Annotated in this window: 20 protein-coding genes; 11 read left to right on the top strand and 9 right to left on the bottom strand. The window is 73.3% G+C overall.

All coding sequences use genetic code 11. From position 1 onward, the window contains the following. Positions 1–67 precede the first annotated feature (67 nt). Positions 68–1,132 carry a transglutaminase domain-containing protein gene (locus QQX09_RS10280; RefSeq protein ID WP_301134267.1) on the bottom strand — a complete coding sequence of 355 codons (1,065 nt, stop codon included), beginning with the start codon at positions 1,130–1,132 and terminating at the stop codon, positions 68–70. Positions 1,133–1,358: 226 nt separating this feature from the next. Between QQX09_RS10280 and QQX09_RS10285 the strand changes: the two genes are divergently transcribed. The 4 genes from QQX09_RS10285 (at position 1,359) to QQX09_RS10300 (ending at position 5,023) form a co-directional block, all read left to right on the top strand. Next, positions 1,359–2,276, top strand: a complete 918-nt coding sequence (locus QQX09_RS10285; RefSeq protein WP_301134270.1) for an ABC transporter substrate-binding protein — start codon at positions 1,359–1,361, stop codon at positions 2,274–2,276. Between the two features lie 72 nt (positions 2,277–2,348). Further along, on the top strand, positions 2,349–3,311 hold the full coding sequence (locus QQX09_RS10290; RefSeq protein ID WP_301134272.1) for an amino acid ABC transporter permease: 963 nt from the start codon (positions 2,349–2,351) through the stop codon (positions 3,309–3,311). 8 nt (positions 3,312–3,319) lie between these two features. After that, positions 3,320–4,075: an amino acid ABC transporter ATP-binding protein gene (locus tag QQX09_RS10295; RefSeq protein ID WP_301134384.1), complete on the top strand. Its 756-nt coding sequence runs from the start codon at positions 3,320–3,322 to the stop codon at positions 4,073–4,075. A gap of 393 nt (positions 4,076–4,468) precedes the next feature. Then, complete coding sequence (locus QQX09_RS10300; RefSeq protein WP_301134273.1) at positions 4,469–5,023, top strand: hypothetical protein; 555 nt, start codon at positions 4,469–4,471, stop codon at positions 5,021–5,023. Between the two features lie 34 nt (positions 5,024–5,057). Here QQX09_RS10300 and QQX09_RS10305 read toward each other — a convergent pair whose 3' ends face one another. Next, positions 5,058–5,510, bottom strand: coding sequence for a GNAT family N-acetyltransferase (locus QQX09_RS10305; RefSeq protein WP_301134274.1), 453 nt, complete (start codon positions 5,508–5,510; stop codon positions 5,058–5,060). Between the two features lie 153 nt (positions 5,511–5,663). Further along, positions 5,664–6,569, bottom strand: coding sequence for an NAD(P)-dependent oxidoreductase (locus QQX09_RS10310; protein WP_301134277.1), 906 nt, complete (start codon positions 6,567–6,569; stop codon positions 5,664–5,666). Positions 6,570–6,674: 105 nt separating this feature from the next. Between QQX09_RS10310 and QQX09_RS10315 the strand changes: the two genes are divergently transcribed. Genes QQX09_RS10315 through QQX09_RS10330 form a run of 4 tightly spaced genes read left to right on the top strand, consistent with a single transcriptional unit; the run spans position 6,675 to position 9,803 of the window. Next, the gene (locus QQX09_RS10315) at positions 6,675–7,511 is read left to right on the top strand and encodes a phosphodiester glycosidase family protein (protein WP_301134284.1); all 837 of its coding nucleotides are present in this window, start codon (positions 6,675–6,677) and stop codon (positions 7,509–7,511) included. A gap of 41 nt (positions 7,512–7,552) precedes the next feature. After that, positions 7,553–8,470, top strand: coding sequence for a phosphotransferase (locus QQX09_RS10320; RefSeq protein ID WP_301134287.1), 918 nt, complete (start codon positions 7,553–7,555; stop codon positions 8,468–8,470). A gap of 26 nt (positions 8,471–8,496) precedes the next feature. Continuing rightward, positions 8,497–8,895, top strand: a complete 399-nt coding sequence (locus tag QQX09_RS10325) for an ACT domain-containing protein (RefSeq protein ID WP_301134289.1) — start codon at positions 8,497–8,499, stop codon at positions 8,893–8,895. 59 nt (positions 8,896–8,954) lie between these two features. Further along, positions 8,955–9,803, top strand: coding sequence for an alpha/beta hydrolase (locus QQX09_RS10330; RefSeq protein WP_301134292.1), 849 nt, complete (start codon positions 8,955–8,957; stop codon positions 9,801–9,803). 17 nt (positions 9,804–9,820) lie between these two features. Here the strand turns inward: QQX09_RS10330 and QQX09_RS10335 are convergent, their stop codons facing one another. The 5 genes from QQX09_RS10335 to QQX09_RS10355 form a co-directional block, all read right to left on the bottom strand. Then, entirely contained in the window at positions 9,821–10,828 is a 1,008-nt protein-coding gene (locus tag QQX09_RS10335; protein WP_301134295.1) for a phosphotransferase family protein, read from the bottom strand. Next, positions 10,825–11,439 carry a sugar O-acetyltransferase gene (locus tag QQX09_RS10340; protein WP_301134296.1) on the bottom strand — a complete coding sequence of 205 codons (615 nt, stop codon included), beginning with the start codon at positions 11,437–11,439 and terminating at the stop codon, positions 10,825–10,827. The genes QQX09_RS10335 and QQX09_RS10340 overlap by 4 nt, the downstream gene beginning before the upstream one ends. Positions 11,440–11,448: 9 nt before the next feature. Continuing rightward, entirely contained in the window at positions 11,449–14,160 is a 2,712-nt protein-coding gene (locus QQX09_RS10345) for a cation-translocating P-type ATPase (RefSeq protein WP_301134299.1), read from the bottom strand. Between the two features lie 81 nt (positions 14,161–14,241). Beyond that, complete coding sequence (locus tag QQX09_RS10350; protein ID WP_301134301.1) at positions 14,242–14,667, bottom strand: VOC family protein; 426 nt, start codon at positions 14,665–14,667, stop codon at positions 14,242–14,244. Positions 14,668–14,705: 38 nt separating this feature from the next. Beyond that, a complete protein-coding gene (locus tag QQX09_RS10355; RefSeq protein WP_301134302.1) occupies positions 14,706–16,610 on the bottom strand; it encodes a DUF4914 family protein in 1,905 nt (634 codons plus the stop codon). Positions 16,611–16,836: 226 nt separating this feature from the next. On the opposite strand from QQX09_RS10355, the gene QQX09_RS10360 reads away from it, so the two are divergent. Next, entirely contained in the window at positions 16,837–17,559 is a 723-nt protein-coding gene (locus QQX09_RS10360; protein WP_301134304.1) for a hypothetical protein, read from the top strand. 52 nt (positions 17,560–17,611) lie between these two features. Beyond that, positions 17,612–18,694 (top strand): Rv2578c family radical SAM protein, encoded by a 1,083-nt coding sequence (locus QQX09_RS10365; RefSeq protein WP_301134307.1) that lies wholly within the window; start codon positions 17,612–17,614, stop codon positions 18,692–18,694. Between the two features lie 339 nt (positions 18,695–19,033). Here the strand turns inward: QQX09_RS10365 and QQX09_RS10370 are convergent, their stop codons facing one another. Beyond that, entirely contained in the window at positions 19,034–19,651 is a 618-nt protein-coding gene (locus tag QQX09_RS10370; protein ID WP_301134309.1) for a TetR/AcrR family transcriptional regulator, read from the bottom strand. Between the two features lie 84 nt (positions 19,652–19,735). On the opposite strand from QQX09_RS10370, the gene QQX09_RS10375 reads away from it, so the two are divergent. Continuing rightward, positions 19,736–22,168, top strand: coding sequence for a glycoside hydrolase family 3 C-terminal domain-containing protein (locus QQX09_RS10375; RefSeq protein WP_301134311.1), 2,433 nt, complete (start codon positions 19,736–19,738; stop codon positions 22,166–22,168). Positions 22,169–22,174 lie beyond the last annotated feature (6 nt).

The raw sequence follows: 22,174 nt of genomic DNA on the forward strand, positions 1-22,174 counted from the left end.
CGTCGGACATGGCGTCGAGTGTAATTGATGGCGCCGGCACCGCAGCGGCGCGGGCCCGGCACCGGGCTCACCCGCGGTAGTCGGCCACGCGCGCGTCGTTCATCCAGGACAGGTCCGCGGTGCGTGTGTCGAGGATGTCGGCGTCGTCCGGCAGCAGCAGGTAGTCGTCGCCGGCGTACGAGCCCTCGTCGTCCCACGTGATGTCGACGAGCAGCCAGCGGCCGTCGACCAGCACCTTGTTCCACGCGTGCGAGCCGCCGTACCGGCCTGCCGTGTCCGAACCGGTGACCTCGACGGCCTCGAGGCCCGCCTCGTGGGCCATCGCGATGAACGCCTTCGAGTAGCCCGCGCACACCGCGTAGCCGTCGACCAGGATCGCGTACGCCTCCTGCGAGTGGGCGACCAGCCCCGAGGAGATGTCCTGCTCGATCTCGTCGGCCGCCGTGTAGTCGTACTCGGCAACGGCCGCGATGTAGTCGTAGATGAGCCCCACCTTCGCTGCATCGTCCGGCGCGTCGGCGACGCCGGCCGCCTCGAGCCCGGCCCGCGCGGCCGACACGGTGAGCGCCCGCCGGCGCTCGGACTCCTCGGCCGAGTACGTGTACGTGGGGCGCAGCTCCACGCGGCCCGGCACGCGGTAGGCGTGCCCCGTGTCCACGTAGAGGTACGGGTTCTGCGCGAGCACCTCGTCCCACGCGTCCCAGAGGGTGTCGAAGTCCTCGTCGAGCCGGGTCCACTCGGTGACGTCGATGCGCGCGGTGTGCGCCATGAGCTCGCGCTCGAGGTGGCGGGCGAGGTCGTCGCTGCCGAACAGCGCGTAGCCCTCCTCGGGCGCCTCGGCGGACAGGTTCTCGACGGTCGGGAGCGCGTATGCGGGCGTCGACCCGGCGCGGAACCCCTCGACGATGTCCGCGACGTCCTCCCAGTGCCACGCGAGGTACGCCAGCCCGACCAGGCACGCGACGATCCAGCCGGAGCGGCGGGGACGGCGCGGGGGAGAGGGACGATGCGGCGCGTACGCGGTCGCGACGGTGGGCGCGAGCGGAGGCTGGGCGGGCGGCGCCGATGCGGTGGGCGCCGCGGGCGCGGCGGCGTACGGATCCGTCCAGCCCGGCTCCCACTCGTGCGCCATGCCATCCCCCGATGCGGCCCGTGTGCCCCGGACGCTACCACCGCATCGTCCCTGCTGGTGGGGCGAAATCGCGGGTGCGGCCCAAGGTCCCGCCTCCCGTCCTGCATAATGATGCATAGTGATGCATGAAGCGTCTCCCGGGGACACCTTCCCGGAGGCGCCCGCGGGAGCCCCCACCCCGGACCCGCGGCGCCATGCGCCCTCATACCCTCGAAGGAGCACCCCCATGCGCAAGCCTGCCCTCGTCATGATCGCGGCGATGACCGCGGCCTCGCTGTCCGCCTGCACCTACGCGTCGCAGGAGACCGGCGCGTCCGGCGCCTCGTCCGCCGACGCCGCGGCCACGACGGACGCGTTCGACGTGACGACCGTCGCCGTCAACGAGGACGCCGTGGCGCTGCTCCCGGCCGACATCGCCGACCGCGGCACCCTGCGCGTGGGCATGGAGACCTCCTACGCGCCCGCCGAGTACCTCGACGTCGACGGCACCACGCCGATCGGCTACGACGTCGACATCGCCGCGGCCGTCGCCGCCGCGCTGGGCCTCGAGGTCGACATCCAGTCGGCGGCCTTCGACTCGATCATCCCGGGCATCGGCACCAAGTACGACGCCGGCATCTCGTCCTTCACCATCACCCCCGAGCGCACCGAGGTCGCGGACATGACCTCGTACCTGTCCGTGGGAGAGGCGTTCGCGGTCGCCGCGGGCAACCCCGCCGGCATCTCTGCCGACGACCTCTGCGGCGCCACCATCGCTCTCCAGACCGGCACCATCCAGCAGGACGAGGCCCTGCAGATGGCCGCCGACTGCGAGGCCGCCGGCAAGGACGCCCTCGAGATCCTCCCGTTCGACTCGAACGCGGACGCCGCCACCAACGTGGTCGGCGGCAAGGCCGACGTGCTCTTCGCCGACTCGCCGATCATCGGCTACGCCGTCACCCAGACCGGCGACAAGCTCGAGCAGCTGGGCGACGCCTTCGCCACCGCGCCGCAGGGCGTCGTGACCGCGCAGGGCTCCGAGACCACCGACGCGATCGCCGCCGCCCTGCAGGGCCTCATGGACGATGGCACGCTGAAGTCGATCCTCGACGCGTGGGGCGCGGCCGACGGCATGCTCACCACCGCCGAGGTCAACCCCGCCTAGCGCGGCCGCCCGGCGCATCGTCCCGTCGCAGGGACGATGCGCCGGGCGCCTCGCCCGATCCAGGGAGCACGCATGAGCGAGACCGCGCACGACCCGGTCCCCAACCGCATCCACGCCCGGCCCGTCCCGCGGCCCGGCCGGTGGATCGCCGCCGCGATCGTCATCGTCCTCGCGGCGATGGCGGTGCACGGGCTGGTCACCAACCCCAAGTTCCGCTGGGACATCGTGTGGGCGTACCTGCGCGACGTCACGGTGATCCGCGGCGTCGGCTGGACGCTGCTGCTCACGTTCGGGTCGATGGTGATCGGCGTGGTTCTCGCGGTCCTCCTCGCGATCACGCGCCGTTCCGACAACCCGGTGCTGCGCTCGGTCAGCTGGTTCTACATCTGGCTGTTCCGCGGCACACCCATCTACACGCAGCTCGTGTTCTGGGGCCTCATCTCGGTGCTCTACCCGACGCTGAGCCTGGGCATCCCGTTCGGGCCGGAGTTCGTCACCTTCCAGACCGACGTGGTCATCACTGCGTTCTGGGCCGCGCTGCTGGGCCTGGGCCTCAACGAGGCGGCGTACCTCGCGGAGATCGTCCGCGCGGGACTCGGCTCGGTGGACAAGGGCCAGGAGGAGGCCGCCCGCGCGCTCGGCATGAAGGAGCGCACCATCCTGCGGCGCATCGTCATCCCGCAGGCGATGCGGGTCATCGTGCCGCCCACCGGCAACGAGACCATCTCGATGCTCAAGACCACGTCGCTGGTGCTCGCGGTGCCGTTCACGCTCGACCTGACGTATGCGACCAACGCGATCGGCAACCGTCTCTTCGAGCCCATCCCGCTGCTCATCGTGAGCGCCTTCTGGTACCTGCTCATCACCTCGATCCTCATGGTCGGCCAGAGCTACCTCGAGCGCTACTACGGTCGTGGCACCGGTACCGAGCGGCCCCGCCGCGGCGGCCCGCGCAGGCCGCGCACCGGACGTCAGGCCGCGATCAAGGCGTCCGGCACGGCCAAGGACGACCCCTTCCTGGAGGTGACCCCGTGACGACCCCCATGGTCGACGTGCGCGGCGCGCACAAGATGTTCGGCGACCTCCACGTGCTGCGCGGGGTGGACCTCACGGTCGCACCCGGCGAGGTGTGCGTGGTCCTCGGCCCGTCCGGGTCCGGCAAGTCCACGCTGCTGCGGTGCCTCAACGAGCTCGAGGTGCTCACCGGGGGCTCGGTCCGCATCGACGGCGAGCTGCTCGGGTACCGCGAGGACTCCTCGGGGACGCTCCACCGGCTGCACCCCGCCGCCATCGCGCAGCAGCGCTCGCGCATCGGCATGGTGTTCCAGCGCTTCCACCTGTTCCCGCACATGACGGCCCTCGAGAACGTCATGGAGGCGCAGGTGCAGGTGCTGCGCCGCTCCAAGGCGGCCGCGAAGGCCAAGGCCGTCGAGCTGCTCGAGCGCGTCGGGCTGTCCGACCGCATGGACCACTACCCGGCGCAGCTCTCGGGCGGTCAGCAGCAGCGCGTGGCGATCGCCCGCGCGCTCGCGATGGACCCCGAGATCATGCTCTTCGACGAGCCCACCTCCGCGCTCGACCCCGAGCTCGTGGGCGAGGTGCTCGCGGTGATGAAGGACCTCGCGGCGGGCGGCATGACGATGGTCGTGGTGACCCACGAGATCGGCTTCGCGCGCGAGGTCGCCGACCACGTGGTGTTCATGGACGAGGGTGTGGTCGTCGAGGAGGGTGCGCCTTCCTCGGTGATCGATGCGCCGGCCGAGGAGCGCACACGGGACTTCCTCTCGCACGTGCTCTAGCGCGGGTCGGGGTGCGGTGCCAGCCTCCGCCCCCACCCTCCGGACGCGGTGGCGTGTGGCGTGGCTGTGGTGGCCGCGGTGGCCATGGTGGCCGGCGCTGCCGGCGCTGCCGGCGCGGCCGGCCCGGTCGCCGCGGAGCGCGGCGTGCGTCGTGTTGGCGTATTCAAGCCGTGGCTGAAATGGCCTCGGACGGCGGCGCGAATGCGCTGGTAGACGGCTGGCATCGGCCGCCGAGACGGGGCTGTTCTAGGAATTCCTGAGATACGCGGAAGCGAGCATGACCTCTCGCAAGGACACGCCGAGCCCCGGCCGTCGCGCTCACACCCGTCGCGTGCGGGTGGCGCGCACGCGTGCCCTAGCGGCGTCGTGCCTGGATGGGGCACGATGCGGGGCATGAGCGAGGAGTCGACGGCGCCCGCGGGCGGCCCCGGGGAGGGGGTGGCGAGCCGTGCGCTCGGCACCGACGCTGCGTTGCTGCTGATCGTGCTCGTGGTCGCGATGACCCTCGGCTGGGCCGTCGCCGGGCCCCCGCTGTGGCCGCGCGGCCAGGGTGCGGACCCCGAGGGCTGGTTCCGCATCGGCTACCTGGTTGTCGGGGGAGTGCAGGCGCTCCTCCAGCTCCTCGCGCTCGGGGTGTTCCTGCTGGTGCGCCTCGTCGCGAGGCGTCGTACGGGCAGGAGCCTGTCGGCCTGGTGGGCGGCTGTCCCGTTCGGCGTGCTCGTCGCGTGGGTGGCGGCCGCGACGTACGGCTTCGGCGAGGATCGGGGCTCGTTCTGGGCCGCGCTGGCGGTCCAGATCGCGGTCTACGGTGTGGGCCTCGCGCTCGTGACGAGGACCGCGCCGGGCCCCACGGGGTCGCGGGTGGCCCGGACCTCCGGGCTCATCGTCGTGGGCGTCGTGGTGGCGCCCGTGCTGCTCCTGCTCGGCTCGTGCGGCCTGTGGTCGTGAGGGAAGGGGTCGGCCCCGTCCCGCCGGTCGCTCGTCAGCGCACCTCGCGCGCGAGGTAGAGCGCGCGCTCGCCGGTGTCGGGCTGCAGCAGCGCGAACCCGTGGCGTGCGTAGAAGCGCAGCGCGTCGCCGTCGCCCTCGTCGACGTTCACCTCCACGAGCCGGCAGGCCCGCGTGACGGCGTGCGCGACGATCGCCTCGACGAGCTCCGTTCCGATGCCCTGGTCGCGGTAGTCGGGCCGCACGTACAGCTCGTCGAGGAGCGCGACGGGTCCGTCGTGCCACACGTTCGGGCGGTAGGTGACGAGCGCGAGGCCGATCGCCCGCTCGCCCGCGAGGAACGCGACCGTGTCGGGGGTGTCGAGCATCGGCCGCAGCCGCGCCTCGAGCACGTCGGGTCCCGGGGTCGGGGTGTCGAACTCGCGGTTGAACGCGTCGAGCAGCCTCGCGACCTCGGCGGCGTCGCCGGGCCCGGCCGTGCGGATCACCCCTCCACGGTAAGTCGCCGCGTCGCTCATTTCCCCGTGGGAGTCGAAGATCTCTCAGAACCGTCGCTGAGTTCCCCGGGGCGGGGTCCGGGTGGGAGCGGGGTCGGGGTGGGGAAGGGCGGGGTCGGGGTGGGGGTGGGGGTGGGGGCGGGCCTAGCTCGCGCGGTAGGCCGCCGCCATGTCCTCCGCTCCATGGCCGGCCTCGACCACGCGGTCGAGCCGTGCCCGCGCGCCCTCGAGCCCGTCGAGGCGCACCTCCGCCAGCCCCGCGGCTGCGAGGATGAGGTCCGCGTCCTTGGCCGCGGTCGACGCGCCGAAGCTCACCTCCGCGAGCCGGTCCTCGAGGATGAGCGCGGCCTTGGTCCGCAGGTAGCCGAGGTCGAGCGGTCCGCTCTCGATGAGCTCGAGGAAGAGCTGCGGCGCCACGCCCAGGCCTTTCGCGAGCGAGATCACCTCGCCGGCGGCGTTGTTGATCGACAGCACCCACGCGTTCGCGACCAGCTTGAGGCGCTGCGCCGAGCCGGACGCCGCATCGTCCCCGACCCAGAACGTGCGCATCGCGACGGCATCGAAGACCGAGGACAGGGTGGCGCGGGAATCCTCCGGCCCGGCGGCGAGCACGGTCAGCGTGCCGAGCTCCGCGGGCTCGCGCGTGCCGAGCACCGGGGCGTCGATGAGCGTGACGTCCAGCTCGTCGGCGAGCGCCGCGATCGCCGGCTGCAGGTCCAGCCCCACCGTCGCGCACTGCACCCACAGCGTGCCGGGACGCAGGCCGGGCGCGGCGTGGCGCATCACCTCGAGCGTGACGGGGCCGTCGTGGAGCATGGTGAGCACGACGTCGGCCTCGGCGACCGCCTCCGTCGGGGTCGATGCGACCGTGGCGCCGTCGGCGGCGAGTGCCGCGGCCGTGGCGTGGGTGCGGTTCCAGACGCGTACGCCGTGGCCCGCGCGCACGAGGTTGCGGGTCATCGCGGAACCCATGATCCCGGTGCCGAGCACCGCGATCGTGAGGGTGCGGAACACGCCCTCGGGGGAGGGCGTCGGGGCGGTCTGCGTCATGGGGGCTCCTGCGGTCGACGGATGAGGTCCGGAGGTACAACGTCTCGGGACCCCTGACGGCTTCCCTCGTGGGGGGACGACGCGACGGTCGACTAGCCTCGTCGCGTGCCCCGACTCCGACTCGCCTCCCTCGCGCTGGCCGCGCTCGCGCTCGCGGGGTGCTCGCTGCTCGACGCGGCGCCGGGCGGTTCGGGCTCGGCGGCGGCCACGCGCGAGACCTCCGCCGCGCCCGCGACGACCGAGGCGAGCGCGACGCCCTCGGGGACCGCCGCATCGTCCGACGTGCCCACCCGGGTGATCAACCTCGGCGAGCACGGCTCGTACGGGGTCGTGACGCTCGACCTCGACGCATGGGACGTGCGCGTCGACTGGCCCGACGACCCGGACGGCACCGACCTCGCCGAGTACATCGCCGATCACCCCGGGATCGCGGTGCTCACGAACGCGGGGATCTTCTCCGACGACCTCACGCCGGGCGGGCTGCTGGTCGCCGACGGCGAGGAGCGGCGCGCGCTCAACCTCGCCGACGGCTACGGCAACTTCCACCTCAAGCCCAACGCGGTGTTCGAGATCCGCGACGACGGCACCGCCGCGATCGTGGACTCCACGCTCTACGACCCCGCGGGGGTGGCGCAGGCGACGCAGTCCGGCCCCGCCCTGCTGCTCGACGGCGAGATCCACCCGCAGTTCACCGAGGGCAGCGACAACACCGCGCTGCGCACCGGCGTGGGCGTGAGCCCCGACGGAGGCACCGTCTACCTCGCGATCACTCGCACGTACGTCAACCTGTGGGACTTCGCGGCGATGTTCCGCGACGAGCTCGGCGTCGAGGACGCGCTCTACCTCGACGGGCAGATCTCGCAGCTGTGGGTCGCCGGCGCGCCGGACCCGACGCCGTACCTCGGCCCGTACGCGGGCGTGATCGCCGCGTACCCGCGCTGACCCGCCCGCCGGGGGCAGGCCACGCTCGCTAGCCTCGGATCATGACGCTCGACACACCCGTCGCCACGTGGCTCGAGGCGCGTCTGGGCGCGGCGCCCCGGGCCGTCTTCTTCGAGGCGAGCTCGATGTCCGACGTGTGGGGCGTGGCCCTCGCCGACGGCCGGCGCGTCGCCGTCAAGCGCCGCGGAGGGGGCGACCGTCTCGCGCTCGCGGCCGCCGCGCATCGTGCCGCCGAGGAGGCCGGCATCGACACGCCCGCGCTGCTCGCGGGGCCCGAACCCGGCGACGACGACGCCTGGCTCACCGTCGAGGAGTGGCGCCCCGAGGGCGCGCTCACGCCCGACGGGGACGCGCCCGTGCTGTTCGCGGGGCTGCTCGCGCGGCTCGTCGGCGCGCTCGCGATCGTGGACGCCGAGGGCCTCGCGCCGCCGCCGTGGCTCGACTACGCGCACGCGGACCCGCTCCGCGTCTGGCCCCCGGCCGCCTCGGACCGCTGGGACCCGCACCGCATCGAGGCCGAGCTCCCGCCCGCGCTCGCGGCCGTCGCCCGGGCGGCCCGCGCGCGGCTGCTCGCGAGCGACCTGCCGCCGGTGCTGGGCCACGCGGACCTCAACGGCCTCAACGTGCGCTGGGTGGGCGCCCGGCCGATCGTCCACGACTGGGACTCGATCGCGCTGGTGCCCGAGGCGGTCCTGGTCGGCACGCTCGCGCTCGACCACGTGGCCGCACCCGACGCCGGCGCGGCGGCCGACATCTCGACGGGGGAGCGCGTCATCGCCGCCTACGAGGACGTCGCGGGCCGCGCCTTCGACGCCGAGGCGCGCGAGGTCGCGTGGGCAGCGACGGCGTGGCTCGGCTGCTACAACGCCGCCTTCGAGCACCTTCACGGCGGTCCGGGCGCGGTGACGGCGCGGATCCTGCGCGACGGCGAGGAGCGGCTCGCGCTCGCCGGTGCCTGACGAGCCTCCGGGCCTACCCTGGCCTCATGGCCCTCACCGACCTCGCGGAGCTGCTGTCGAACCTCAGCGTGCGGCTCGATCCCGAGCGCTACGTGTGGGCGTCGGTCTCCGTGGTGCCCGAGGGCCGGAGCCCCGTCGTCACCGTCGAGGAGTCCGAGGGGGTCACCGTGGTCCTGCGGGAGGACGATGCGCGGGCCCTGGACCTGCCGCACGAGTTCCCGTCCGCGCGCATCACCCTCGAGGTCCACTCGTCGCTCGAGGCCGTGGGCCTCACGGCGGTGTTCGCCCGCGTGCTGGCCGACGAGGGGATCAGCGCGAACGTGGTCGCGGGCTTCCACCACGACCACGTGTTCGTGCCGTGGGGCCGCCGCGCCGCCGCGCTCGCGGCGCTCGAGCGGCTCGAGGCGGCGTCGCGCGGCAGCTGACGGTCCGCGCGGCTGCCGTGGCGAGCGGTCGGGCCCGCGGTTAGATTCGGGGGAGAGCCATGCTGACGCACACCCTCACGCTCCGCGAGCGAGAACAGGTCGACGCCGCGAACTCGGCGGACGGCCCCGCCGTCGTGCTGCTGCACGAGCTGTGGGCGCTCGTCGACGCCTGGGAGCCCTGGCGCGACCGCCTCGGCGAGCACGGCTTCACGACCGTCGCGGTCGAGTGGCCGCGCGAGCCCGAGACCTTCGAGGAGGCGCTCGCGGACCCCGACGCGGTGGCCGGCGTGAGCCTCGCGGACGTGCGCGAGCATGCCGCGATGGTGGTGGGCGCGCTGCGCGAGAGGCCGCTCCTCGTCGGGCACGGCGTGGGCGCGCTCACCGCGCAGCAGCTCGCCGGCAAGGGCCTCGCCCGGGCGACCGTGGCGATCGCCCCCGCGCCCATGAAGGGCTCGACGCGCGCGCCCGACTCGATGCTCCAGGCCGCCGCGCCGGTGCTGCGGGACCCGCAGAACCGCGACCGCGCCATCCGGCTGACCTTCCCCGAGTTCCGCTACGCGTATGCGAACGCGGTCAACGTCGACGAGGCCCGCACCCTGTGGGAGACGCGTCACGTGCCCGGCTCGGCGCGCGTGGGCTTCGAGCTCGCCTCGCTGCGCCGCGACCCGCGGGCCCCTGCGAGCGTCGACACCGTCAACCGCGAGCGCGGCCCCATGCTCGTCGTGTCCGCCGGCAGGAGCCGGCTGGTCGACCCGGCGATCAGCGCGGAGACGTTCCGGATCCAGAGCCGGAACCCGTGCGAGACGGAGTTCCTCGACCTGCCCGACCGCGGGCACACCCTGCTCATCGACTCCGGCTGGGCCGAGGTCGCGGACCACGTCATCGCCTACCTCGAGCGGCAGCGCTGAGCCTCACACCCCGAGCCTCACACCCCGAGGATCGCGTGGAGACGCTCGCGGTTGGCGCGCAGGGACGCGCGGTGGCCGTCGAGCCACGGTCCCTCGAAGCCGCGCGGCCCGATCTCGGTGAGCTGGACCGCCATCGACCACAGCCGGTAGAGCGCCACCCGCAGCTCCGCGGCGCGACCCATGGCCAGCGGGCGTCCCGTGGCGGCCTCGTAGCCGCGCACCTTCGCAGACTCGAAGGGGCCCGACGCGTGCGTCTCGCCGCCCGCGAGGCCCCACAGCGGGTCGCCGAACAGCGAGCGCTCGAAGTCGACCACGCCGGTGATGTCCCCGGTCTGGGGGTCCACCAGCACGTTCCCGTGCCACAGGTCTGCGTGCACGAGCGTCGGCTCGGTCACCTCCGCGAGCGCGCCCGCGGCCACGTCGACCGCCGCCTCCAGGCGTCGCGGCTCGATGTCGACGTCCCAGGCCGCCGCATCGTCCACCGCGGACGCGACGAGCCGGCGCAGGAAGCCCGGCCAGGTGTCGTCCCCGAGCCGGAACCCGTCCGCGGGGAAGCCGAACCGCGGTCCGCGCACGGACCCGAGCGCGGCCAGGATGCCGCCCACCTGGTGGAGGGCGCGGTCGTTGGTGGCCGGGGTCATCACGTCGACCGCGGAGTCCCACGCCATGCCCGGCAGCATGGTCATCACGAGGACGTCGACGTCGGCGGCCTCGCGCGAGAAGTCCTCGAGCACGATGCGCGGCGCCGGGATGCCGAGGCCCGCGACGAGCGCGAGGTTGTCGCGTTCCGCGCCCAGCATGTCGTGCTCGTAGCCGAGCAGGCGCGACCGGCCGCGGATGTCCCGGACCTCGGGCACCGAGGTCTTCACCACCACGGTGCCGCCGCCCACCAGCTCGACGCCCTGCACCGCGGAGAAGGTGCCGCCGGACAGCAGCCAGTGGTCGGCGACGCGGCCCAGCGGCGCGAGCACCGCCCCGAGCTCGTCGCGGGCGAGCGGCCGCTGGGTCGGCAGGAGCGAGGTCACAACGTGCGGATCACGCGCGCGGGGTTGCCGCCGACCACCGACATCGGCGGCACGTCCTTGGTCACCACGGAGCCCGCCGCGACCACGGACCCGCGGCCGATCGTCACGCCGGGGCAGATCACCACGGAGCCGCCGAGCCACACGTCCGCCTCGAGCGTGATGGGGAAGGCCCGCTCCCAGCCCTCCCGCCGGATCTCCACGTCGAAGGCGTGGTTGACGGTGTAGAAGCGCGCGTCGGGACCGATGAGCGCGTTGTCGCCGATGGTGACGATGCCCGAGCCCAGGATCATGAGGTTCGCGTTGATGAAGACGTTGCGCCCGAAGCGCACGCGCTCCTTGTACTCGAGGTAGAGCGGCGGCCGGTAGTCGAGCCCCTCGCCGCACTCGCCGACCAGCTCCGCCAGCCCCGCCGTCGACCCGACCGGGTCGTCGTAGTAGCGCGCGTTGAGCTCGCGGAGCCGGGCCAGCGTGGCGCGCTGCATGGCGGCCAGCTCCGGACCCGCGCGGTACTTGAACCACTCGTCGTTCTCGAGCTTCTCGTACTCGGTCCGCGTGGGGTCCTCGACGGGCACCTCGGCCATCGCGGCCTTCATCTCGTGGGGGCTGGTCACGGCCCCAACCTACCCGCGCGCCGCGGCCCGGTCGCGGGACCTCAGCACCGCCTTGCGTGCCTCGATCGCGAGCGGCACCGCCAGCGCCAGCACCGCGCAGGCACCCCATTGCGCGAGCGACAGGGGGGACGTCGAGAAGGCCTCGTTGAGCACGGGCAGGTGCACCACCGCGACCTGCAGCGCGAGCGAGAGGCCCACCGCGCCCCACAGCCACGGGTTGGAGAAGAGGCGGTGCAGCGTGCTGCGGGTCTCCGACCGTGCCGCGAACGCGACCGTGAGGTTCGCGATCACCAGCACGGTGAAGGCCGCGGTGCGCGCGGTGTCGAGGTCGGATGAGCCGGGGAGCAGCCCGCCGGGCAGGAACAGGTCGAACGTCACCAGCGTCACCGCCGCCATCACCGTTCCGGTGAAGGCCATCCCGGTCCACATGCGTCGCGAGATCATGGGCGTCCCGGGACGGCGCGGCCGCCGCTCCATGAGGTCGTCGGCGTAGGGCTCGGCGCTCACCGCGAGCGCGGGCCCGAGGTCCGTGAGCAGGTTGATCCACAGGATCTGCGTGGCGAGCAGCGGCGCCACCACCGCGCCCGAGGCGTTCCGCAGCCCCAGCCAGCCCGCCAGCACCACGCCGATGAACACCGCGAGCACCTCGCCCAGGTTCGACGCGATGAGGAAGCGCAGGAAGCGCGTGATGTTGTCGAGGATGCCGCGGCCCTCGCGCACGGCCTCGACGATGGTCGCGAAGTCGTCGTCCGTGAGGATCATGTTGGCGGCCTCGCGCGCGACCTCCGTGCCGCCGCGCCCCATCGCGACGCCGATGTCCGCGCTGCGCAGCGCCGGGGCGTCGTTCACGCCGTCGCCGGTCATCGCCACCACCTCGCCGTGCGCCTGGAGCGCGTCGACGATCCGCAGCTTGTGCTCGGGCGCGACCCGCGCGAAGACCGAGGCGTCCTCGACCGCGGCGGCCAGCGCCGCATCGTCCATCCGCGACAGGGCGGCACCGGCGAGGGCGGGGGATCCGGGCGGGACGATGCCGAGCTGGGAGGCGATCGCGGAGGCGGTGCGCGGGTGGTCGCCGGTGATCATCACCACCCGGATCCCGGCGGCCTGCGCCTCGGCGACCGCGGCGCGCGCCTCGTCGCGCGGGGGGTCCTCGAGGCCGACGACGCCGAGCAGCGTGAGGTCCACCTCGTGGTGCTCCTGCGCGGACGATGCGGGGGCCTCGCGGACGGCCACGGCCAGCGTGCGCATGCCCCCGTCGGCCAGCGTGTCGATCGCGGCATCGAGGCCGCTCCGCCTCTCCGGGTCGAGGACGATGTCCCCCTCCGTGGTCCGCAGCCGCGCGCAGCGGGCGAGGACGACGTCCGGGGCGCCCTTGACCGCGAGGACGTCGGCGCGGTCGTCGTGGGTCGCGAGCACGGACATGCGGCGGCGCTCCGAGCTGAAGGCGACGGAGTCCACGCGGTCGAAGCCCGAGCGCAGGGCCTCGGCCTCGAGCTCGCGCTCCGCCTCGAGGAACGCGACCTCGGTGGGATCGCCCTCGAAGCCGCCGTCGCCGGCGACCGTCGCGTCGGAGGCGAGCGCGCCGAACGCGACGGCCTCGCGCGCGAGACGCGACGCCTCGGCGGGTGATGCCGTCCCGTCCGCGGTGACGATGCGCGTGACGGCCATGCGGTTCTGCGTGAGGGTGCCGGTCTTGTCCGAGCAGATCACGGAGGCCGAGCCGAGCGTCTCGACCGACGCCAGGTCCTTGACGATCGCATGCCTGCGGGCCATCCGCTGCACCCCGAGCGCGAGCACCACCGACATGATCGCCGGCAGCCCCTCGGGCACCGCAGCCACGGCGAGCGCGACCCCGAGCAGCAGCACGTCGACCGCGTCCTGCAGCGACGAGATGTCCTGGGTGAGAGCGACCGTCGCGATGACCACCGCGGCGATGCCGAGCACGCCGAGGCCGAGCACGCGGCCCAGGCGCGCGATCTCCCGTTCGAGGGGCGTCGGGTCGGACTCCGTCGCCCCCAGCAGCCGCGCCACGCGGCCGGTCTCGGTGTCCATCGCGGTCGCCGTCACGATCGCGCGGGCGGTGCCGCGCGTGATCGCGGTGCCGGCGAAGACCATCGACGTGCGGTCGCCCACCTCCGCCGGCTCGGCGAGCGGCGCGGGCGACTTGGCGACCGGGGTGCTCTCGCCGGTGAGCGAGGCCTCGGCGGCCCACAGCGCGCCGTCGACGAGCCGCGCGTCGGCCGGCACCGCGTCGCCCTCCGCGAGGACCAGCAGGTCGCCCACCACGACGTCGAAGGCGGGGACGCGCGCGAGGCCGCCGTCGCGGATCACCGCCGCGTTCGCGGCCGCCATCCGCTGCAGCGCCGCGACGGCCTGCGCCGACCGCCGCTCCTGCACGAAGCCCAGCACCGCGTTGGCGAGCACCACGACCATGATGACGAGCACGTCGTAGGGCACGCCGTCGGAGCCCTCGGCCGACCACGCGACGAGCGAGATGACCGCCGCCGCGAGGAGGAGGTACACGAGCGGGTCCGCGAACTGCGACAGGAGCCGCCGCCATGCGGGGACGGTGCGCTCCTCCTCGAGCCGGTTGGGCCCGTCACGATCCAGCCGCGCGGCGGCCTCGGCGGCGGCGAGCCCGCGATCGACGTCCGTGGCGACGGCGCTCGCGACCTCGGCGGCGTCGCGCGTCGAGGGGTCGGTCACCGCGGCTGCAGCCATCGCCCCTCCCAGCGGCGGCGTCGCCGCCTCGTCCCTGTGCGCGAGGCGGCCGGGGCGCCTCGCCTTCCACGCTAGCGCGCCCTATTCGGGCTCGACCTGCTGGAACAGCGTGAGCTGCAGCCCGGCGGGGCCCTCGAGGCGCGCGTTGAGGGAGCCCCACGGGGTGGCGGTGGGTGGCGCGACCTCCTGCGCGCCGGCGGCGGCGGCGCGTGCGGCGGCGTCCGCCGCATCGTCCACCTCGAGGGCGACCCGGATCTCGCGGGAGACGTCGCGTCCCACCTCGAGGGAGTCGATGAGGGAGCGCTGCGGCGTGTTGACGAGCTCGAGGGTCGCGCGACCCGCGTCGAGCACCACGACGCGCGCGTCCTCGCCGGGTCCGTCGACGGGCGTGGTGAGGTCGAGCTCCGCGGGCAGCCCGAGCGCGTCGCGGAAGAACGCGACGGCGGCGTCGAGGTCCGCGGCGTGGACGACGAGGCGCAGCTGGAGAGCGCCGGCGGGCTCGGTCATGAGCCCACCGTGCGCCGCCCCGGCCGCGCCGTCAACCGCTACAGGTACATCGGCGTGAGCGCCTCGTAGTCCGCGACGGTGCCGTCGTTGAGGCACGTCTCGATGATCTGACGGCCCAGCGGGTCGAGGTCGTCGGTGAGGAACTTCTGCAGCTCCGACTTGAAGAAGCCGGTGAGGATCGCACAGCCGGCGTCGTACGCCGCGTCTCCCACGTGGGACTGCATCTCCGGGCGCAGCAGCGTGCGGCGGATCGGCTGGCCGTCGAGGGTGATCTCCTTGGGCGCGTAGCCGAACAGCGGACAGCGGGCGGGCTCGAGCTGGTCGGCGCGCATGCGGCCGCCGCCCTTGCGGGCCAGCCACTCGCGGGTGAGCCACTCGGCGGAGAAGCCCACCTTGTACGCGCCCACGTGCTGGTTGGGCGTGAGCACGTAGCGGGTGCGGTTGAACTCGAGGATCTGCTTGAGGAGCAGGTTGGCCGCCTCGACCTGGGTGCCGGTCGAGAACGGCCAGTACGAGCCGACGCCCTCGGACACCATGCCGCCATGCTCGAGCGTCTTGACCGCGTCCGCGGCCTCGCCGATCGACGGGTTCTTGTCGCCGCGCGGCGCGATGAGGCGCCACAGCCACGCGATCGCCGGCGGCACGAAGTGGGTCATGCCCATGATCCCGTAGGTGGGCTTCTCGGTGGTGCACGCGGGCATGCGGACGCCGAACGTGCGGACGTCGACGGGCTCGGGCTCGTGCACGATGCCGTGGATCATCTCGCGGGGGATCACCACGCGCGGGTTGGGGCACGGCTTCCCGGTCGAGTCGAAGGTGTGCTCCCACGGCAGCGCGGTCGCGTCGGAGACGCCGTCGATGCTGAAGAACACGAGCGGCTCGTCGGGGTGGATGACCGCGCGCTCGAAGTGCACGTCCGCGCCGTAGGACCTGAGGTTGTCGACGCGGACGAACCAGCCGGACTCGGCGTCCGCGACGACCATCTTCCCGGAGCCGTCCTGCACGGCGGGGTGGCACAGCGTCATGTCGTCGGTGACCGGGGCGAGGTCCGAGGTCTCGGACAGCGTGATGAGGTACGGCTCGCCGGTGGCGACGTTGGTGCCGAGCAGGATGCGGCCGTCGTCCTCGCGGCGCAGCTCCTGGCACATCTCGGACTTGCCGCCGCCCGAGGCGCCCTCGTGCATGATCACCGTCTCGTTGTCGTACGGGGTCGTGACGCGCACCGCCGAGGCGTGGGCCGTGATCCAGCCCTCCTGCTCGCCGATGTCGAGCAGCACCGAGAACACGCCCTTCTTCGCGCTCGGACCCGGGTACAGGTTGTACGCGAAGATCTCGTGCAGCGTCTCGGAGCGGTCGTGCACCACCACCTGCTTGCCGTCGAAGTGCGTGTGCCGGAACGGGGGAGCGACGTAGAGGATCGAGCGCGGTGCGAAGTCGCCGAGCTCGTCGAACGTCACCCAGCCCTGGAGGTACACGAGCGCGGTCGCGAAGAAGGCCGAGTTGGCGGGCACGATCGCGATCGACGGCGAGCCGTGCGTCGGCCCGCCCGCCTTGAACGGCACCACCACGAGGTCCTGGTGCGACAGCCACGCGAGGGTCTCGGCGCGGGTCTCGTCGAAGCGGTGGCCGAAGCGGTCGCGGAAGCGCGTCTTGTCGGTGGGCCGGTCGTCCGCGATGACCATGCACTGCGGGTCGCGGCGACGCATGTAGTCCTCGGGGTAGTTGACCGCGATGCCGTTGCGGCAGCGGGTCACGGTGGCCTCCGTGACGACCTCGCCGTCGACGTCGTAGTCGACCCAGAAGAGGGGCCCGCCGTCGGGGCCCAGGGAGAGCCGGTAGAGCTCCTCGCGCGTCGCGGGGATGGTCACCGAGGGGGCCGCCTCGAGGGCGGCGCGCACCTCCGGCGCGAGGTCAAGTCGGTCCAGCTGGGTGAGGGTGTGCATGGCGCTCGTCTCCTTCGGCTCGCGTCGCAGGCGTCATCGTCCATGGTGCGCCCGTCCCGGAGAGTCTGCCGATTCACAAGGAAAGGTAAAAGGGACGTAGGTCACGGGTCATGGATCGGCCCGAGCGACACGGCCGTGAGCAGGGACGATGCGCTGGCCGGGCGGAACTTCGGCGGATAGGCTCGCGCCAGGCCGCGCGCGGGGGCGCCGCCGAACGGGGGGGATCATGAGGCGCGTGCTCGTCGTCGTCGCGGTGGTGCTCGTCGCCGTCGCCGGGTGGCTCGTCGCGCGCGCCGTGGTCGGCGCGGCGCCGGAGGCCGAGGCGCCTCCCGTGGACCCCTCGCTGGGCGCCGTCCGCCCCGGCTTCGACGGCGACCTCGTGGGGCGCGAATGCCTCCGCGGGAGCTGGCACGAGCCGTCCGTGCGCTACCCGATCCTGGACGTCCAGGTGGCCGCCTCGGGCGTCGTCGACGCATGCGTCGAGGTCCACCGGCAGGACGACCTCGACCCGAGCGCGGACTACTACGAGGCCGCCATCACCGCGTACTGGACCACCACGGGCGGCTGGTCCCTGCCGATGCGGGTGGCCGTCGACGCTCCCGCCGCCGGTCCCACGACGCTGTCGCTGTCGTCCTCGGAGCCGCACCTCTCGAACGTCCTCCTCGCGGACGCGACGGTGCTCGCGCCCTGCACGGGCGAGGAGGTGCAGCCGCAGCCGGTCGGTCGCGGGTGGGTCCTCGACGCGTGGTGCTACGGCGACGGCGCCCTCGAGTCCCGCGAGGAGGGCGACACCGCCGCGTGGGCCGTGGGGGACCAGTCCGGCCTCGACGCGACGCTGCACACGCTGGCGATCAAGGTCGCGGAGGGGGCGGAGCCCGTGTTCGCCTTCGCGCTGGAGTCCCCGGCGGAGGGCCGGTCCGAGATCGAGGTGGCCGCCGCGGAAGGGTGAGCGGCCCGCGCGTCGCCTTGACCGCGATTCGAACAGGTGTTCGAATGAGGGCATGCGGTGGGAGGGACAGGCGCTGCGCGCCGAGACGGACGATGCGTTGCCCGCGCTCGCGAGGATGTCGAACCTCGTGCGGACGGTCACCACGCCCGACTTCGCGGGCGTGACGTTCCATGAGGTGCTCGCCAAGAGCGCGCTCAACAGGGTCGGTCCCGGCAGCGCCTTGCCGTTCACCTGGACGGTGAACCCCTACCGGGGCTGCACGCATGCGTGCGTGTACTGCTTCGCGCGGCCGTCGCACCGCTACCTCGAGCTCGACGCCGGCGTCGACTTCGACCGCCAGATCATCGTCAAGATCAACGTCGCCGACGCGCTGCGCAAGGACCTCGCCAAGGCGTCGTGGAGGCGCGAGCACGTCGCGCTCGGCACCAACACGGACCCGTACCAGCGGGCGGAGGGCCGCTACCGGCTCATGCCCGGCATCATCCGCGCGCTCGCGGACTCCGGCACCCCCATGTCGATCCTCACCAAGGGCTCGCTGATGCGTCGCGACCTGCCGCTGCTCGCGGCGGCGCGAAGGTCCGCGCCGGTGGACCTCGCGCTGTCCATCGCGATCGCGGACGACGAGCTCCAGCAGGCCATCGAGCCCGGCACGCCCACCACGCAGGCGCGCCTCGCCACCGTGACCGCGGCCGCCGAGGCGGGCTTCGATGTCGCCGTCTTCATGATGCCGATCCTGCCGTTCCTCACCGACTCGGAGGAGCACCTCGACGCCGCGCTCGGCCGCATCAAGGCGGCCGGCGCGAGCTCGGTGACCTACACCGCCCTGCACCTCCGGCCCGGCGTGAAGGAGTGGTACGCGCGGTGGCTCCACGCGCATCGTCCCGACCTGGTGGCGCGCTACCGCGAGCTGTACGCCGACGGCTCGTACGCGCCGAAGGAGTATCGCCGCCGGCTCGCCGCGCGCATCGCGCCGCTGATCGCCGCGCACGGGCTCGCGCGCACGCCCGAGGACCCGAACACGGGCACCGTCGCGTCGCGGGCGAACGCGCGCGACGACCAGGGCGAGTGGCGGCGCACCCGCCCGCACGGGGGCGATGCGGCGGCCCCCGCGCCCGAGCCGCTCACCCTGTTCTGACGCGCGTTTTGCGCCCGCGGCTCGCCGTGCCATAAGGTCGGATCAGGTCCTCACGGACCGCGTGAGACGAGCAGAGGGCCTCCCGCCCCGCCGCCCACCCGCGGACGCGATCCCCAACGGATCCCGTCCGTGCCGACAGTGCGAGCCGCCGATGGCCGCGTCGGCCCACCGCCCCTCGCGACACGTCACATCGCTGCGTCCTGTCCGACAGCTCCTCCGTAGCCAGCACGAAGGAGCACCCATGTTCACCATCGACCCGATCTCGCTCGCGCAGGCCCAGCGTCTCGCGGGAGCCGCGCTCGCCGAGCGGTCGGCCCGCCCGCGCCGTGCGCGGAGGCGTCAGTCGAGCAGGAAGGCGTCGCGCAGCATCGCACGCACGAGCGCGGGCACGTCGAGCTGGCCCGGGTGGAGCGCATCGTAGACCTGCAGGCCTTCCCAGCTCGCCACGACGACGGCCGCGCGGTCCTCGGGGCTGAGGTCGTCGTCGTGGCCCTCGTGCTCCGCGCGCTGCGTACGGATCGTCCACGCGATGAGCGCGGTCACGAGGCCGTGGCGGCGCTGGAGCGTCTCGCGCGCGGGGTGGTTCTCGGCTCCCGCCTCGGCGGTCAGCACCGAGAGGAGCTGCACGAGGCCCGGGGTCTCCGCGTTGCGGGCCGCCGTGGCCGCGAAGCCGTCCGCGATGTACTCCGCGTCGATCGTCTCCGGGAGCTCCTCGGGCATGCTCCGCGAGTCGTGCCATTCGATCACCGCGAGCAGGAGGGCGGTCTTGTTGCCGAAGTGGTGGAGGAGCGTCGAATGGTCGACGCCGGCCTCGCGGGCGATGCTCCGCAGCGATGCGCCGTAGAAGCCCTTCTGCGCGAAAGCGGCGGCGGCGCTCTCGACGATCGACTGCTTGGTCGCGCGTCCGGTCGCGTAGCCCTCGGGCATCGGGATCGTCTCCTTCCAGGGCGGATCCACGCGATTTCCACCATCCGGTGGAAGTTGTTACGCTCATCCGCAGAACTCCACCACGTGGTGGAACTTGAACCAAGGTACCGATTGATGACGATCTCCGACAACCGACGACGCTTGCGGACCGAGCTCACGCTCGCCGAGAAGGCGTCGCTCATGTCCGGCGCGAACTTCTGGCACACGAAGCCCGTCGAGCGGGTCGGCGTGCCCTCGATCATGCTCACCGACGGTCCGCACGGCCTGCGCAAGCAGGGCGGCGCCGCCGACCACCTCGGCCTCAACGCCAGCATCCCCGCCACATGCTTCCCGCCCGCCGCCACCCTCGCGAGCAGCTGGGACACGGATCTCCTCGCGCGCGTCGGCGCGGCGTTGGGCGCCGAGGCCGCCGCCGAGGACGTGAGCGTGCTGCTCGGCCCGGGCCTCAACATCAAGCGCAACCCGCTCGCGGGGCGCAGCTTCGAGTACTTCTCCGAGGACCCGCTGCTGTCCGGCACCTGCGCGGCCGCGCTCATCCGCGGCATCCAGTCGCAGGGGGTGGCCGCCAGCGCCAAGCACTTCGCGGTCAACAGCCAGGAGACGCACCGCATGACGATCGACGAGATCGTCGACGAGCGCGCGCTGCACGAGACCTACCTCGAGGGCTTCCGCATCGCGGTCGAGCAGGGCGACCCGTGGACGGTGATGAGCGCGTACAACAAGGTCAACGGCACGTACGCGAACGAGAACGTCGAGCTCCTCGACCGGATCCTGCGTCGCACCTTCGGCTTCGACGGTCTCGTCGTGACCGACTGGGGCGGCAACAACGACCGCGTCGCGGGCCTCGTCGCCGGCAACGCGCTCGAGATGCCGTCGACCGACGGGGCCACGGACCGCGAGATCGTCGCGGCGGTCGAGGCCGGGACGCTCGACGAGTCCGTCCTCGACGCGCGCGTCGCGGAGCTCCTCGCGCTCATCGAGCGCACACGGAGGGACGATGCGCCGGCACCGGTGGACCACGACGCCCACCACGAGCTCGCGGTCGAGGCCGCGCGCCGGTCGATCGTGCTGCTCGACAACCCGCTCGAGCTGCTCCCGCTGCGGCCCGAGAGCGGCCGCGTCGCGGTGATCGGCGACTTCGCCGCGCGGCCCCGCTACCAGGGCGCCGGCAGCTCGCTCGTCAACCCCACGCGCGTGGAGTCCGCGCTCGACGCCCTGCGCGACAGCGACCTCGACATCGTCGGCTACGAGGCGGGCTTCGCGCGCCGCGACAAGCCCTCGCGTCGCCTCCGCCGCCGTGCGATGCGGCTGGCCCGCCGCGCGGACGTCGTGCTGCTGTTCCTCGGCCTCGACGAGTCCGCCGAGGCCGAGGCCGTCGACCGCTCCCACATGCGGCTCGCGCAGAACCAGCTCGTGCTCGCGCATCGGCTCATCGAGTCGGGCGTGCGCGTCGTCGTCGTGCTGGCCGGCGGCGCTCCCGTCGAGCTGCCCTTCGCGGACGAGGCCGGCGCGATCGTCCACTCGTACCTCGCGGGCCAGGGCGGCGGACGCGCCGTCGCCGACGTCCTCACGGGCCTTGTCGACCCGAGCGGCCGCCTGGCCGAGACGTACCCGCTCGTCTACGCGGACGTGCCGTCCTCGACCACGTTCGCGCGCGGCGAGGCCACGGCCGAGCACCGCGAGAGCATCTACGTGGGCTACCGCTACTTCGACAAGACCGAGACCCCCGTCCGCTTCCCGTTCGGCCACGGCCTCAGCTACACGCGGTTCCGGTACACGGACCTCGAGGCGGGGGAGGCCTCGGCCCGGGTCACGGTGACGAACGTCGGCGAGCGCGAGGGCGTGGAGACCGTCCAACTCTACGTCGAGGCGCCCGACGCGGCGGTCGGCCAGGTCCGCGCGCCGCGCGAGCTGCGCGGCTTCGCGAAGGTCGCGCTCATGCCCGGCGAGAGCGCAACCGTCGAGATCCCGTACGCGGACCACGCCTTCGACATCTACGACGTCGCGCGCGGAGACTGGCGCACCGTCGGCGGGACGTACGCGGTCCTGGCCGGCGCATCGTCCCGCGACATCCGGCTGCGGCGGGAGCTCGACGTCGACGGCGAGCCCATGCCCGCGGTCGACGAGGCGCGGCTCCCGCACTACGTCGACGGCCACGTGGAGAAGGCGAACGACCTCGAGTTCGAGGCGCTCCTCGGGCGGAGGCTGCCGTCGCCGCGCTGGCCGGTCGGTCAGCCGCTCACGCGCGACGACATCATCGCGCAGACGCAGGGCCGCGGCGGCTTCGCCGGCCTGCTCCACCGCGTCATCGAGGCCGCGTACGCGGTGCTGATGGCGCTCGGCCGCCCGCATGCGGCCAACAACACACGCTTCGTGCTCGACCTGCCCTTCAGGTCGGTCGCACGGATGAGCGGCGGAAGGATCGACGACGCGATGCTCGACGGCCTGCTGCTCATGGTCAACGGCCGATTCTGGCGCGGCGTGCGCCAGGTGGCATCGGCATGGCGCGCTCGGCGAAGGAGCGAGCGCGTCCCCAGCAACGACTGAGAGAGA

It is taken from the genome of Demequina litoralis, assembly GCF_030418455.1.
Classification (GTDB): domain Bacteria; phylum Actinomycetota; class Actinomycetes; order Actinomycetales; family Demequinaceae; genus Demequina; species Demequina litoralis.